Origin of the sequence: Novosphingobium sp. fls2-241-R2A-195, from assembly GCF_030209485.1 — a bacterium.
Classification (GTDB): domain Bacteria; phylum Pseudomonadota; class Alphaproteobacteria; order Sphingomonadales; family Sphingomonadaceae; genus Novosphingobium; species Novosphingobium resinovorum.
In genome coordinates this window covers 15,479-27,643 of record NZ_JARVRY010000022.1, presented here as the reverse complement: position 1 = coordinate 27,643, position 12,165 = coordinate 15,479, and the positions used below count along the sequence as shown (strand labels likewise).

Genomic DNA, 12,165 nt, shown 5'->3' with positions numbered 1-12,165 from the left:
TGGGGCGCATCGGAAATGCCTGGATGGCACTGACCGGCCAGGACCGATACGGGCCGTCATCGTCCATGGGTGGCGGCGATGGCTGGTTCGTTCGCATGATGGGCGGCGGGAAGACGAACGCAGGCACCTCGATCTCCGAGAGTACGGCGCTGTATCTTCCGATCGTCTATGCGTGCGTGAACCGGATCGCGAACCCGATTGCGAATTTCCCCGTCCAGATCGTGCAGCCGGACGGCAAGGGCGGATGGGCCAGCGTCGATCAGCATCCGATGTCGCAGCGCATCGGCATCAGGCCGAACGACTACATGTCGTCGCGTACGCTGCGCAAGACGACACAGGGACATGCTCTGCTGTGGGGCAACGGGTACCAGGAGATCGAGCGCAACGTGAGGGGTGAGGCCGTGGGCCTGTGGCCCCTCCTTCCCGATCGCACCCGACCCCATCGTGTCGGCGGCGAGTTGAAGTTTCGTACCAACATCGACGGCAAGACATTCGAGCTGGACCACGGCAACGTCGCGCACGTCATGGACCTCAGTCACGACGGCTACATCGGATACTCGCAGGTCGCGATCGCTCGCGAGGCCATGGGGATGGCGAAGGCGCTCGAGGAATTCGGCGGCAAGTTCTTCGCCAACGACATGAAAAGCGGCGGCTTTCTCATGCATCCGGGCAAGCTCAGCGGCAACGCGCGCACGAACATTCGCGGCGCGGACGGCAAGCCCAATCCGGAGCGCCCCGAGGCGTCCATCGAGAAGCAGGGCGGACTGGAAAACGCCCATCGCATCAAAGTCCTCGAAGAGGGCATGAAGTTTATTCAGACCACGATCCCGCCGGATGACGCGCAGTTCCTCGGCACCCGCGAATTCCAGATCGCCGAGATCGCCCGCATGTTCGACGTGCCGCTGATCATGGTGCAGAGCCATGAGAAGTCCACCAGCTGGGGCACGGGCATTGAGCAGCTGATGCTGGGCTTCATCCTCAACACCGTATCGCCATGGGTCCAGGCGACGGAGCAGGAATACAACTACAAGCTGTTCACCGATGTAGAGCGCGCGAAGGGCCTGCGCGTGAAGATGAACATGAACGCCATCCTGCGCGGCGACATGGCCGCTCGCTCCGCCTTCTACAAGACGATGTTCGAGCTGGGTATGACGATGAACCAGATCCTCGCGCTCGAGGATCAGCCGGGCATCGGCGCGCAGGGCGATATCAACTTCGTGTCCAACAACGTCCAGACGCTCGACCGCGCCATTGCGGGCGAACCGGCGACCTCCGCTCCACCCCCCGCCCAGCCACCCGCCGAAGAGGAAGAACCGGCATGAAGTACGCGCATCTCCTCCTCGCCTTCGCCTCGGAAATCTGGGCAATGCAGCCTGAAAAGCTGCTCGCCATCGCGGATTTCCTCGCGATGCAGGCCGATGGCGTGAAGTTCGACGCGGCGGACATCGAGGCGCGCATCGCGCCGCAGACCGCCAATGCGGTCGCGCGTCAGGATGGCGCCGTCGCGATTGTTCCCCTGCGTGGCATCATCTCGCCTCGCGCAAGCCTGGTGCCGACAAGCTCGTCGGGTGGCGGCACCACCGCCGAGGGTTTCACCCAGGCAGTCAATGCTGCAGCGGCGAACGACAGCGTCAAGGCGATCGTCATCGACGCGGACACGCCGGGTGGTAACGTCCTGCTCGTCGACGAGGCCGCAGCTGCCATCTCGGCGGTGCGCGGCGTGAAGCCGATCGTTGTGCAGGTGTCCGGCAGTCTCGCCAGTGCGGGATACTGGACGGGTTCGGCGGCAGACGAAATCATCATGTCGCCCAGCTCGCAGGCGGGTGCAATCGGCGTGCGCATGGCGTACGACGATCTGACTTCAGCGCTCGAAAAGCAGGGCGTCGCTCGCGAGATCATCAGCGCCGGGCGCTACAAGGGTGAGGGGCTGCTCGGCCCGCTGTCCGACGATACCCGTGCCCACATGCAGTCCCGCGTTGATGACTACTACAGCATGTTCGTCGACCGCGTCGCCTCCGGTCGCGGGGTCACCTCCGCATCGGTTCGGGAGGGCTTCGGGGAGGGGCGCATGCTCGGCGCCGCCGCCGCAGTCCGCGCGGGCATGGCCGACCGCATCGCCACTATGGCGGAAACGCTCCAGCGCTTCGGCGTCTCCTCGCCATCCCCGCGCAAGTTTGCTGCGGCCCGCGAGCGCCGCGCCCTCGCCCTTCGCTGATTCACCCGACCCGGGAGAATGACCACGACCGTGCGCCGGCGCGGGCGTGAACACGCACATCCGGCACTCACTACCTGAGGCCTCGACGGCCAGGAGACAACACATGAGGAAAATCGTCCTTCTGTCGGGCCTTGCAATGGCGGCGCTCGGCCCGATGACTGCACTCGAAGCGAGCCGCGGCCGCTTCCTGCGCGATCCGACCGGTCACCCGACCTCCCCGCTCGCAACCCTGCAGGCTCTGCAGACCCGTCGCACCGCCCTGCTCGCAGAGCTTCGCGGCATCATCGATGCAGCCGAAGCCGAAGACCGCGACCTGACCGCCGAAGAACAGACCACGTTCGACGCGCAGCAGGCGGCCCTCACGGCCCTCGACGCCCGCATCGCGCGTTTCACTGGCGTGCAGGCCGCCGAATCGGTGCCCGCCGCTGTGATCCCGGCCGCCGCGCGCGGCAATGGACCCGGCGCACCTCCGGGGCCGGAAGCGCGCCGCGAGTTCGAAAGCCTCGGTGAATTCATGCACGCGGTGCGCTTCAACCAGAACGACCAGCGTCTCAACTATGTCGAGAACGCCGGTGCCAACGGTGAAGGCGGTCAGATCGACGCCGCCATGCGCATGGACAACGACACGCAGGGCGGCTTCATGGTTCCGCCGCAGCTGCGCAGCGAGATCATGCGCGTCGATCCGCAGGATGCGCTTGTGCGCCCCCGCGCCACCGTCATTCCCGCCGGTTCGCCGCCGGATGCCGGTATCACGATCCCCGCGCTCGACCAGAGCGGCGCCAATCCGAAGAACATGTTCGGCGGCGTCGAGTTCAAGTGGATCGGCGAGGGCGAGGAGAAGCCGGAGACCGACGCGAAGCTGAAGTCGATTACGCTGGTTCCGCATGAAATCGCGGGCTTCGTGACCATCACCGACAAACTGCTGCGCAACTGGCAGGCTTCGGGCGCCTTCATCGAGGGCCTGTTCCGCGGCGCGGCCGCATCCGCCGAGGACTTCGCGTTCCTGCGCGGCACCGGTTCGCATCAGCCGCTCGGCGCGATCAACGCTCCGGCCACCAAGTGGGTGAACCGCCTGACCGCAAACCAGGTCAAGTACGAGGATCTCGTGGCGATGGTGTCGCGCATCCTCATGCGCGGGGGATCGCCGGTGTGGTCTATCCCGCAGTCGGTCCTGCCGCAGCTGCTGACGATGACGGACCCGGAAGGCCACTACATCTGGAAGGCCAACTCGGCCGTCGACGCTGCCGTATCGGGCATCGCCGGCACCCTGCTGGGTTACCCGGTGCGCTGGAACAATCGGTCGCCGAACCTCGGCAGCAAGGGCGACCTGCTCCTTGCTGACTGGTCGCAGTACCTCATCAAGGACGGTTCCGGCCCGTTCGTCGCCACCTCCGAGCACGTGAAGTTCACGTCGAACCAGACCGTCATCAAGTTCTTCTGGAACGTCGATGGCGCCCCCTGGCTCAACGCGCCGATCGTCGAGGAGAACGGCTGGGAAGTCTCGCCCTTCGTGGGCCTGGACGTTCCGGCCTGATCGCCCGGAGCCGGGTGACGCCGGCTCCACCACCTCTACCCCGCAACTGGAGTAACCCCCATGCGTGACATGGCAAATCACATCGAGGTGCGCCGCGCGATCGCCCCCGTCGCCCCGACCACCGACAATACCCCCTACGTTTCCTCGATCATCGACGTCGCTGGCTTCGACAACCTCGTCTTCGCGATCCTCCTCGGCGCCCTGGCCGATGCGGATGCGACCTTCGCGGTGCTCATCGAGCACGGCGACGCGGCCAACCTGAGCGACGCCGCCGCCGCCCCGGACGTTGCCCTCACCGGCACCGAGGCATCGGCGGGCTTCACGTTCGCCGACGACAATAAGGTGCGCAAGATCGGGTACGTCGGATCGAAGCGCTACGTGCGCCTCACCATCACCCCCACCAACAACACCGGCGCGGCATCGATCGCCGCCGTCGCGATCCTGTCCGGCAGTCGATACTCGCCCGGCTCCGCGCAGTCGGCCTGACACGGGAGGGCGGGAGTGATCCCGCCCGAACGGTGGCCGGCGCCGCGATGCGCCCGCCACCCTTCGGTCCCCGCTCGAGGAGAGAGCCATGAAGTACGTCGTAAAGGCCGAGTTCGTCGATCGGCACACTGGTACCCGTTATTTCCCCGCCGCCCGCGGGGAAGAGCCCGTCACTTTCGAACCAGCGGACGACGACCAGTTCAAGGCGCTCGTCGCAGCCCGGTGCATCGGCGATGAGCCCATCGGGTTGAGCCTGTTCGATAAGGACGTCGCAGACCTCACCCGGGCTGAGCTGGAGATGCTCGCCCTCGAGTCTGCCAAGGCCGAAATCGGGCGGGTGAGCGACGAGGATCTGCGCGCGGCCATCGAGCGCTATCGCGACCACCTGTCCGCCTCCGAAGAGGATGATATCGAGAAGCTGTCTGTCGAAAAGCTCAAGGCCGTTGCTGCGGAGGAAGGCGTCGACCTCGATGGCGCCACCAAGAAGGCCGACATCATCGCGGCCATCAAGCTGAAGCGCGAAGCCGCCTGAGCTAATGCGCGTCTTCGTCGTCACGCCGCCTGAGCCTGTGATCAGCCTCGCCGAGGCAAAGGATCACTTGCGCGTGGATGGGCTCGACGAAGACGCGCTCATCTCAGGCTACGTAGCGGCGGCATGCGCGCATATCGACGGGCCGGATGGCTGGCTAGGCCGCGCACTCGGCGTGCAAACGCTGGAAATCCGCTACCCGGCCTTCGGCACCTGCGGCTGGCTGCTCCTTCCCTTCCCGCCGGCGATTGAAGCCGTCAGCGTTGAATACGTCGACAGCAACGGCGCGGAGGTTACACTCGATGACGGCCAGTACGAGCTTTCGGGCAACATGTTGCGCCCGGCATGGTCCACCAGCTGGCCCACCGCTGCATGGCGCGGTGCGGCTGGCGAGACGGTCCGCATCCGCTGGAGCGCTGGATACGAAACCCTGCCCGCCCCTATCCGCGCGGCGATACTGCTGATGGTCGGAGATCTTTACGCGCATCGTGAGACGGCTGTGACAGGGATCGGCGCAGCTCGCATCCCTATGTCCATGACCATCGAGAACTTGCTCTCTCCCTTTCGTGTATTCGCATGATAGCTGGAAAGCTCGACCGCCGGATCGTGGTCCAGCGCCAAGGGCCTGCGGCGGACAACGGCTACACGACTGCGCCCGGAGCTTGGGCGACGCACTGCACACGTTGGGCGTCGTGGCGGCCCGCAAATGGCCGGAAGGCTTTCGAGAACCAGGGCAACGAAGCGAAGGCAGGCGGCACTTTCTGGCTCCGCTACGACAGCCATACCAGCACCATCCTGACGACCGACGCGGTGCAGTTCGATGGGCGCCGCTGGCAGATCGTTGGCATCCAGCAGTTGGGTCGCCGCGAGGGTATCGAACTCATCGTCATTGCCGGAGACTGACATGGCCGCCCCGATGTCGATGAAGGTTTCTGGCCTGCAGGAACTCGAGACAGCGCTGATGGGCCTGAAAGATAGGGCGACTTCGCGGCGTGTGGCCGATCGCGCGCTCCGCAAGGGGGCAGAGCCGATCCGCGACCGCGCGAAGGAACTGGCCCCGGATGATCCGGACACGGGCGAGGGCAAGTATCTGGTCGAGGCGATCAAGATCGGCCGCGCGGCTGGCATCCAGCAGAAGCTGGGCAACAGCGGTTCGGTCGTGACGACGTTCGTCGGCATCGACGGCAGCGTGAAGCCCGCCAAGCCGTCGACGAAGCGCTTCACCAAGAAGGGCACGGGCAAGCCGGGTGGCGGTGTCGCCGCGTATTCGATCTTCATGGAGGAGGGTTCGGCGACGCACTCCGCGCAGCCGTACATTCGGCCCGCCTTCGAGGAGAAGAAAGAGGAGGCCGTGGAGAACATGGCCGACATCCTGCGCGAAGAGATCCTTGAGACGCAGGCCCGCGCAGCGCGGAAGGCAGCGCGCAATGCGGGATGACATAAGAGCCGCTGCTATCATCGGTGGCGCCGCGCCCCTTTTCCTGGGGGCATCATATTTGCTCGCTGTTGCAGGCGAGCCGCAATCAGCTTGGTTTTGGCGAGTATTGGGGTTCCTGCGATGACCATGGAAGTCGCGCTGCGCCGTCGCCTGATGGACGCCGCGCCTGTCACGCAGCTGACGGCCACGTGGGAGCAGTTCCCGTGCATATTCTGGTCAGTGCGGCCGGAGGGCAGCCCTTTCCCGGCGATCGTCCTCACGCTGGTCTACGACGACCGCTCGCAGAACTTCGAGGGCTTCAACGTGTTCCGGCCGTCGCGCGTGCAGATCGATTGCTACGCGCTGGATTACCCCACGGTCGCGGCGTTGCGCGAAGCGGTGATCGCCGCCGTTGTGCCCGAGCCAGCAGAATCAATTCAGGGCGTCAGGTTCCTGCGCGCCTTCATCAATACCGTCGTCGATCGCGGTGATCAGACGGATACCGGCTTCGTCCACCGGCAACTCTTGGACGTAACCGTCTGGCATGACGCCTAGCACCAAAGGAAACTGACCATGGCAACCGACGCACAAATCGGCATGGGCGCGGCTGTATCGCTGGACAATGCCAGCGGTTCGCTCACGCTCTTGGGAGAGCCGATCACCATCACCCTCCCGAATCCGCAGGTCGCGGACGTGGAAGCGACGCACTTCGGCTCGCCGAACCGTCGCCGCGAATACATCGCTGGTCTGATCGAGGACGGCGAGGTGACCTTCGGCTTCAACTACGTGCCCGGCGGCCCCGTCGACGTGCTGATCATGGCCGCGATCGAGGATGGCGTAGCCCGCACCATGCAGGTCGATATCCCGCGCAAGGGCACCACCGCCTATCGCTTCTCCTTCGAGGTGATCGTGAAAGGCTGGGAGAAGACGGTCCCGCTCGAAGATCGTCTGACGGCCGTGTTGACGGCACGCGTCACCGGCCCCGTCACCGCTGGTGCGGTTGCCCCCTGATGGTCGCTCCGGTTGACAGCAAGTACGACCTGAAGATTGACGGCGAGACGATCACGCTTCGCCTCAACTTCAGGTCGATCTCGCTCCTCGAAGAGGCTGGACTTGACCTGTTCTCCGAGGAGGGTGTCATCATGACGCTTTCGCGATCGGCGATCATCTGCCGGTGCCTCGCAATTTCCGAGCATCCGGACATGGGCGACGACCAGGCGCTGGCGATCGTGGCGCGCTCCGGCGTCGAGTTCGGCAAGGCGGTCATCGAACTGATCGCGCGCTTCGGCGGCAAGCCGGACGAGGACGAGGAGGGAAACGCGCAGGCGGCGAAGAAGAGGGCGCCGCGCCCACGGCAGAAGACTTCTTCCTCCTCTGGTGCGAAGCGGGCTACGAACCGGACGCCTTCTGGCACCAAACGCCGCGCACCTACCAGCTAGCCATGCGCGCCGCTCGCCGGCGGCTCAAGGCCGAGGGCGAGAACCGCACCACGCAGTCATGGCAGGCTGGCGCATTCACCGGCCTTGCCCAGTCGAAGAGCGGCCTCAAGCCCCTAGATCATTACCTGCGCCGCCCTCCCCGCAAGATGAGCAACGATGAAATGCTTGCCGTCATGCAATCTTTAGCCGGGCGTCAGAACAGCAAGTACGAAGTGAACTAAAGCACAGCATCCGTTCCTTTTTGGGCCGCAGTCTGACCGGCAATACTACCGCATTTACTGTAAATATCATTCAGAGAATTCTTCGCTTTGCGCAGCGACGACTGCTCAATTCGGTCGAATGAATCGGTGATCTCGCCTGTTTTTTCGACGAGCACCCGCACGGCGGCATTGGATTTCAAAAGGCCAACGGCCCCTAAGTATTCTGCTTCAAGACTGCGGCATTCGACATGGGCTTTAACCCGAAGGCCGCCCCAAAGGGCCAGCGCTCCAATCGGAACAGCTGCCGCCAGCAACCACCCTGCTTTCATTCTCACCTCCGAGGTAGCCAATGGCACAAGCGACAGTCCTAGGATCGCTGCTCGTCCAGCTTGGCATGGATTCGGCGCAGTTTGAGCGCGCGAGCCAGCGAGCGCAATCGACTGTCTCGAAGATGGCGGCTGGCATCGGCGTCAGCGCGAAGGATGTCGTTGCGGCATCGAACCGCATGGGCGTCAGCATCACGGCGTTCGCAGGGCAGGTTTCGGCGCTTCAGAACCGGCTCAACCCAGGCAACCAGGCGTTGGCCAACTACCGCCGGGAGATGAACCTCCTCCGCGAAAGCCTGCGTATCGGCGCAATTTCGCAGGCCCAATTTCGGCAGCAGGTGCAGACGTCGCTCGCGACCTATAGGCAAGCGGGTCAGGCAGTCGCGACGAGCAGCGGGGCGATGCAGGCTGGCATGCAGCAGCTGCAGTTCCAGTTGAATGACGTTGTCACGATGTGGGCGCTCGGGGCGCGGCCCATGCAGATCTTTGCCTCGCAGGCCGGTCAGGTCACCCAGGCAATCGGCCTAATGACGAACGGCGCCGGTAAGTTCGGCGCATTCATGGCTGGCCCATGGGGCATGGCAATCACTTCCGGCGTCATAATTCTGTCCAGCCTGATCCCGAAGCTGATGGAAGCAGATAAGGCGATGGAGGACGTAACCCTCGCCTCTAGCGGCCTAGCAGATGCCCAATCTGTCCTTGGCGATATGTTCGACCTAACTACGGGCAAGCTCAAGAAGCAGAACGCCATGTTGCAGCTGAACGCGCAGCTGATGGCGATCAATCTGAGGGCCCAAGCTAGTTCGGAAAAGGCTCAGGCGAAGTCTGCTTTCGGGTTTGCGAATGGCGCTCTCAGTGGCGTGGCCCTTGGCGAATACGCCAAGGTCGGGCTTACTGGAAACCGGGGCGCCCTTTTGGGCGCGGCAGCTAACGCCGGTCGCGTTCGGGCGATTGGAGCTCAGGTAGACGCCGTCGATCTCAACTCGAAGGACGCGGGAGCGATCCTTTCCCGCCTGTCAAAGCAAGCCGAAAAGATCGACTTTAGCGGCCTGAATGTCACTCAGAAAGAATTTCTGGATGCAATCGCGGCGAAGCTCTCGTCGCAACTGAAGACGAAAACGGCTCAAGATATTGAGAAGTCGCTGGCGGATGGCGTTTTGGCGCCCTCTCTGCGTGACGATCCTAAAGATAAGAAGAAGCGCGCAGCGAAGGGCAAGGATCAGGACAAGATCGCTGCCCGCTACGACGAGGATATGAACCGTCTGCAGGCCGAGCGCGCGAACCTTGAAGCCGATTACACGCAGACGATCGAATCCCGCTACCAGGCCAACATCATCGAGATCGACAACGACCTCGCGTCGTTCAAGGCCAACACGCTCGCCAACAAGGACATCGGCAAAGAGCGCCAGCAGGCGCTCATCCTCGAGGCGACGAAGAACGCGGAACTTCGCAAGCAGCTTGCCGAGAACGACCGCGACGACGCGCTGGCAAACAAGGCATCCGAGATCCTTCAGCAAGACCTGCGCTTGCAGATGGATCAGGTGCAGCTGCGCGGCCAGCTGGCGACGACGGTAAAGGAGCAGAAGGCCGCGGCGCTCGAATTGCTCGACCTGCAGGACCGTCTGCGCATCGCCGAGCTTGATCGCATCATGGCTACCGAGGCGGCTGGATCGGCGGCATGGGACAATGCCCGGGTCGAGAAGCAGTCCATCCAGTCGACGCGCGGCCAGCGCGAGGAACTGGTGAACCGCCAGAACATGAGCCCGCTGGAGCGCTACCGCTTCAACCTGCGCTCGTCCGTTTCCGACATCAATTCGGCCATGGAGAATATTCAGGTCGATGCGATGGATGGCCTGACGAACGGCATCGCCAACGCCATTGCCGGCACGCAGAAGCTGGGCGACGTCTTCAAGCAGGTCGCCCAGCAGATCATCGCCGATCTTATCCGCATCCAGATCCAGAAGGCGGTTGTCGGCGGCCTGAGCAATGCCCTGGGCAGTATCGGCGGAATTTTCGGCGGCGGTGCGTCGCTCAGCAGCACGTCTATCGCAGGCGCGGGTAGCTTTGATTTCAGCAGCGTGGCGCTGCCCGATTACATGAACATGTCGATTGCCGGTGCTCGCGCTGCTGGCGGGCCGGTGCGCGCAGGTCTGCCCTACCTCACCGGCGAATTCGGGAAGGAGCTCTTCATCCCGGATCGCAACGGCTCCATCGTGCCGAACCATGAGCTTTCTCAGATGGGCGCGTCGCGGGGCGGCGACACCTATTACATCGGCCCCGGCGCCGAGGAGTTCTGGGGCAAGGTGGACGGCATCGCCTCGGGCAATGCCAACCAGGCTGTGATCACCACCAGGCAGCGCGACACGCGCCGCGCAACGCGGAAGCTCGGCAAGCGATGATCGACCTCACCTCGTTCCGCTGCGCCGGAGCGGACTGGACCATGCTCGACTGGGCGGCGCTGCAGCAGCCGGTGTTCCGGGGCGTGACGCAGCGTGTCGGCCGCGTCGGCACCCGCCATGCTCTCGACTTCTCTACGCCCGCGATGAAGATCGAGGCGGATGGCCGCCGTGCCATTGCGAAACTGAAGCAAGCCCAGCGGTTGGGCGGGTTCGTCCGCGTGCCGCAGGTCGACTTTATCGTCGGCGCCGTGGGCACTCCGCTTGTGAACGGAGCGCATACCGGAGGGACCACTCTCGCGGTCAAGGGCCTGACCCCGCGCTACGGCATCCGCGACGACCAGGCGCTGAACATCACCGTCGCAGGACGCCGTTACCTCTACTTCGCCGCCGAGCCTTCCGTCATGGATGCATCCGGCGCCGGGACGATCCTGCTCAGCACGCCCATGCGGACGCACCTCGCGGGCAATGAGCAGGTCGAACTGGCGCTGCCGGTCATCGAAGGCTGGCTCGACGGGAACGAGCGCAGCTGGACCCTCGACCTCGCCCGCACCGTGGGCCTGCAGTTCACCATCACCGAGCGCGCATGACCGACTTTTCACCGGCGCTCGATGCCGAGCTTGCCAAGGACAACGTGACGATCTTCGGCGCGCTGACGCTCGACGTCGGCGCCCACACGATCCGCCTTCTCGACGGATCTTCCCACCTGCTCGTCAACGGCAACCTCTACACCGGCGAGGATGCCAAGTACGGCACCTGGGGCAGCATGGAGAGTTTCGAGGATGGGGCGGGCGACGAGGCGCCCGGCCTGGCAGTCATGCTCCTCCCGACCGACGACGATGCAGCAGCTGCCCTTTCCGGCCCGAGCATGCAGGGCGAGGCGGTGCAGATCCATATCGGCGCGGTGAACGTCGCGACCGGCGCCGTGATCGGCGAGCCGTTCCTGCTGTTCGACGGCGAGGTCGACGTCACCAAGCATGAGTTCGGCAAGAACATGCTGCAGGTCAGCCTCGAATGCGTGGGCGGGATGGAGCGGCTGTTCTTCGACGACGAGGGCATGCGGCTGGCTCCGGCGTTCCACCAGCAGGTCTGGCCGGGCGAGCAGGGGTTGAACCACGTCACCGGGACGCAGGACACCATCTATTGGGGTTCGAACACGCCGACCCGCCAGACGGGGTACATCACGTCGACGGCGATGTGGATCGCCGCCCGGTGAACCTCGCTGAACGCGCGGAAGTGACCCGCGCCACGCTGGAGAAGTTCGCGGGCAAGCCCTTCGAATTCGGTGTCTGCGACTGCGGCCTGGTCGTGATCTCGCACCTCAAGGCCATGGGCTGGAAAATCCGCACCGGCGGGACGTGGAAGTCGGCCCTGGCGCTCAAGCGCTTCTTGCGTCGCCACGGCGGCACCGGTGCTGCTTGTATCGATGGGTGGGGCCTGTCTCGGATTGCGCCAGCGATGGCGATCGTCGGCGACATCGTCGAGATGCAGGGCGAAACGGAGTTCGGGTCGTTCGGCGTGTGCGTGGGCAACGGGCGCGTCATGGCCTTCCATGAGGACGCCGAGGGCGTGGCGATCATCCAGCCTACCGGACTTCCCATCATTTCCGCGTGGAGGGCATAA

At 64.4% G+C, this 12,165-nt stretch carries 17 protein-coding genes; 16 read left to right on the top strand and 1 reads right to left on the bottom strand.

Features of this window, described 5'->3' with window-relative positions; genetic code table 11:
• Positions 1–23 precede the first annotated feature (23 nt).
• The 12 genes from QRN25_RS16160 to QRN25_RS16105 all read left to right on the top strand — a co-directional run bounded on the left by QRN25_RS16160 (position 24) and on the right by QRN25_RS16105 (position 7,841).
• Entirely contained in the window at positions 24–1,322 is a 1,299-nt protein-coding gene (locus QRN25_RS16160; protein WP_285020244.1) for a phage portal protein, read from the top strand.
• Positions 1,319–2,215: a S49 family peptidase gene (locus tag QRN25_RS16155; RefSeq protein ID WP_285020243.1), complete on the top strand. Its 897-nt coding sequence runs from the start codon at positions 1,319–1,321 to the stop codon at positions 2,213–2,215. Before QRN25_RS16160 ends, QRN25_RS16155 begins: the two co-directional genes overlap by 4 nt.
• Before the next feature lie 103 nt (positions 2,216–2,318).
• Positions 2,319–3,749, top strand: coding sequence for a phage major capsid protein (locus QRN25_RS16150; protein ID WP_285020242.1), 1,431 nt, complete (start codon positions 2,319–2,321; stop codon positions 3,747–3,749).
• A gap of 60 nt (positions 3,750–3,809) precedes the next feature.
• Positions 3,810–4,235 carry a hypothetical protein gene (locus QRN25_RS16145; RefSeq protein ID WP_285020240.1) on the top strand — a complete coding sequence of 142 codons (426 nt, stop codon included), beginning with the start codon at positions 3,810–3,812 and terminating at the stop codon, positions 4,233–4,235.
• Positions 4,236–4,323: 88 nt separating this feature from the next.
• Complete coding sequence (locus QRN25_RS16140; RefSeq protein ID WP_285020239.1) at positions 4,324–4,767, top strand: hypothetical protein; 444 nt, start codon at positions 4,324–4,326, stop codon at positions 4,765–4,767.
• A 4-nt stretch (positions 4,768–4,771) separates the two neighbouring features.
• Positions 4,772–5,344, top strand: a complete 573-nt coding sequence (locus QRN25_RS16135; protein WP_285020237.1) for a head-tail connector protein — start codon at positions 4,772–4,774, stop codon at positions 5,342–5,344.
• A complete protein-coding gene (locus QRN25_RS16130) occupies positions 5,341–5,667 on the top strand; it encodes a head-tail adaptor protein (protein WP_285020236.1) in 327 nt (108 codons plus the stop codon). The genes QRN25_RS16135 and QRN25_RS16130 overlap by 4 nt, the downstream gene beginning before the upstream one ends.
• Position 5,668: 1 nt before the next feature.
• Positions 5,669–6,202: an HK97-gp10 family putative phage morphogenesis protein gene (locus QRN25_RS16125; protein ID WP_285020235.1), complete on the top strand. Its 534-nt coding sequence runs from the start codon at positions 5,669–5,671 to the stop codon at positions 6,200–6,202.
• 120 nt (positions 6,203–6,322) lie between these two features.
• Positions 6,323–6,736 (top strand): DUF3168 domain-containing protein, encoded by a 414-nt coding sequence (locus QRN25_RS16120; protein ID WP_285020234.1) that lies wholly within the window; start codon positions 6,323–6,325, stop codon positions 6,734–6,736.
• An 18-nt stretch (positions 6,737–6,754) separates the two neighbouring features.
• The gene (locus QRN25_RS16115; protein WP_285020233.1) at positions 6,755–7,192 is read left to right on the top strand and encodes a phage tail tube protein; all 438 of its coding nucleotides are present in this window, start codon (positions 6,755–6,757) and stop codon (positions 7,190–7,192) included.
• The gene (locus QRN25_RS16110; protein ID WP_285020232.1) at positions 7,192–7,620 is read left to right on the top strand and encodes a hypothetical protein; all 429 of its coding nucleotides are present in this window, start codon (positions 7,192–7,194) and stop codon (positions 7,618–7,620) included. Before QRN25_RS16115 ends, QRN25_RS16110 begins: the two co-directional genes overlap by 1 nt.
• A gap of 2 nt (positions 7,621–7,622) precedes the next feature.
• Positions 7,623–7,841 carry a hypothetical protein gene (locus QRN25_RS16105; RefSeq protein ID WP_285020231.1) on the top strand — a complete coding sequence of 73 codons (219 nt, stop codon included), beginning with the start codon at positions 7,623–7,625 and terminating at the stop codon, positions 7,839–7,841.
• On the opposite strand, the gene QRN25_RS16100 is transcribed toward QRN25_RS16105, so the two are convergent.
• Positions 7,838–8,149: a hypothetical protein gene (locus tag QRN25_RS16100; protein WP_285020229.1), complete on the bottom strand. Its 312-nt coding sequence runs from the start codon at positions 8,147–8,149 to the stop codon at positions 7,838–7,840. The two genes, QRN25_RS16105 and QRN25_RS16100, sit on opposite strands and share 4 nt — an antisense overlap.
• Before the next feature lie 20 nt (positions 8,150–8,169).
• On the opposite strand from QRN25_RS16100, the gene QRN25_RS16095 reads away from it, so the two are divergent.
• From QRN25_RS16095 to QRN25_RS16080, 4 genes are read left to right on the top strand one after another with little or no spacing between them, the layout of a single operon-like run.
• Positions 8,170–10,545 (top strand): phage tail length tape measure family protein, encoded by a 2,376-nt coding sequence (locus QRN25_RS16095; protein WP_285020227.1) that lies wholly within the window; start codon positions 8,170–8,172, stop codon positions 10,543–10,545.
• Positions 10,542–11,132, top strand: coding sequence for a hypothetical protein (locus tag QRN25_RS16090; protein ID WP_285020226.1), 591 nt, complete (start codon positions 10,542–10,544; stop codon positions 11,130–11,132). The genes QRN25_RS16095 and QRN25_RS16090 overlap by 4 nt, the downstream gene beginning before the upstream one ends.
• Positions 11,129–11,758 carry a hypothetical protein gene (locus QRN25_RS16085; protein ID WP_285020225.1) on the top strand — a complete coding sequence of 210 codons (630 nt, stop codon included), beginning with the start codon at positions 11,129–11,131 and terminating at the stop codon, positions 11,756–11,758. The genes QRN25_RS16090 and QRN25_RS16085 overlap by 4 nt, the downstream gene beginning before the upstream one ends.
• Complete coding sequence (locus QRN25_RS16080) at positions 11,755–12,165, top strand: DUF6950 family protein (protein WP_285020224.1); 411 nt, start codon at positions 11,755–11,757, stop codon at positions 12,163–12,165. Before QRN25_RS16085 ends, QRN25_RS16080 begins: the two co-directional genes overlap by 4 nt.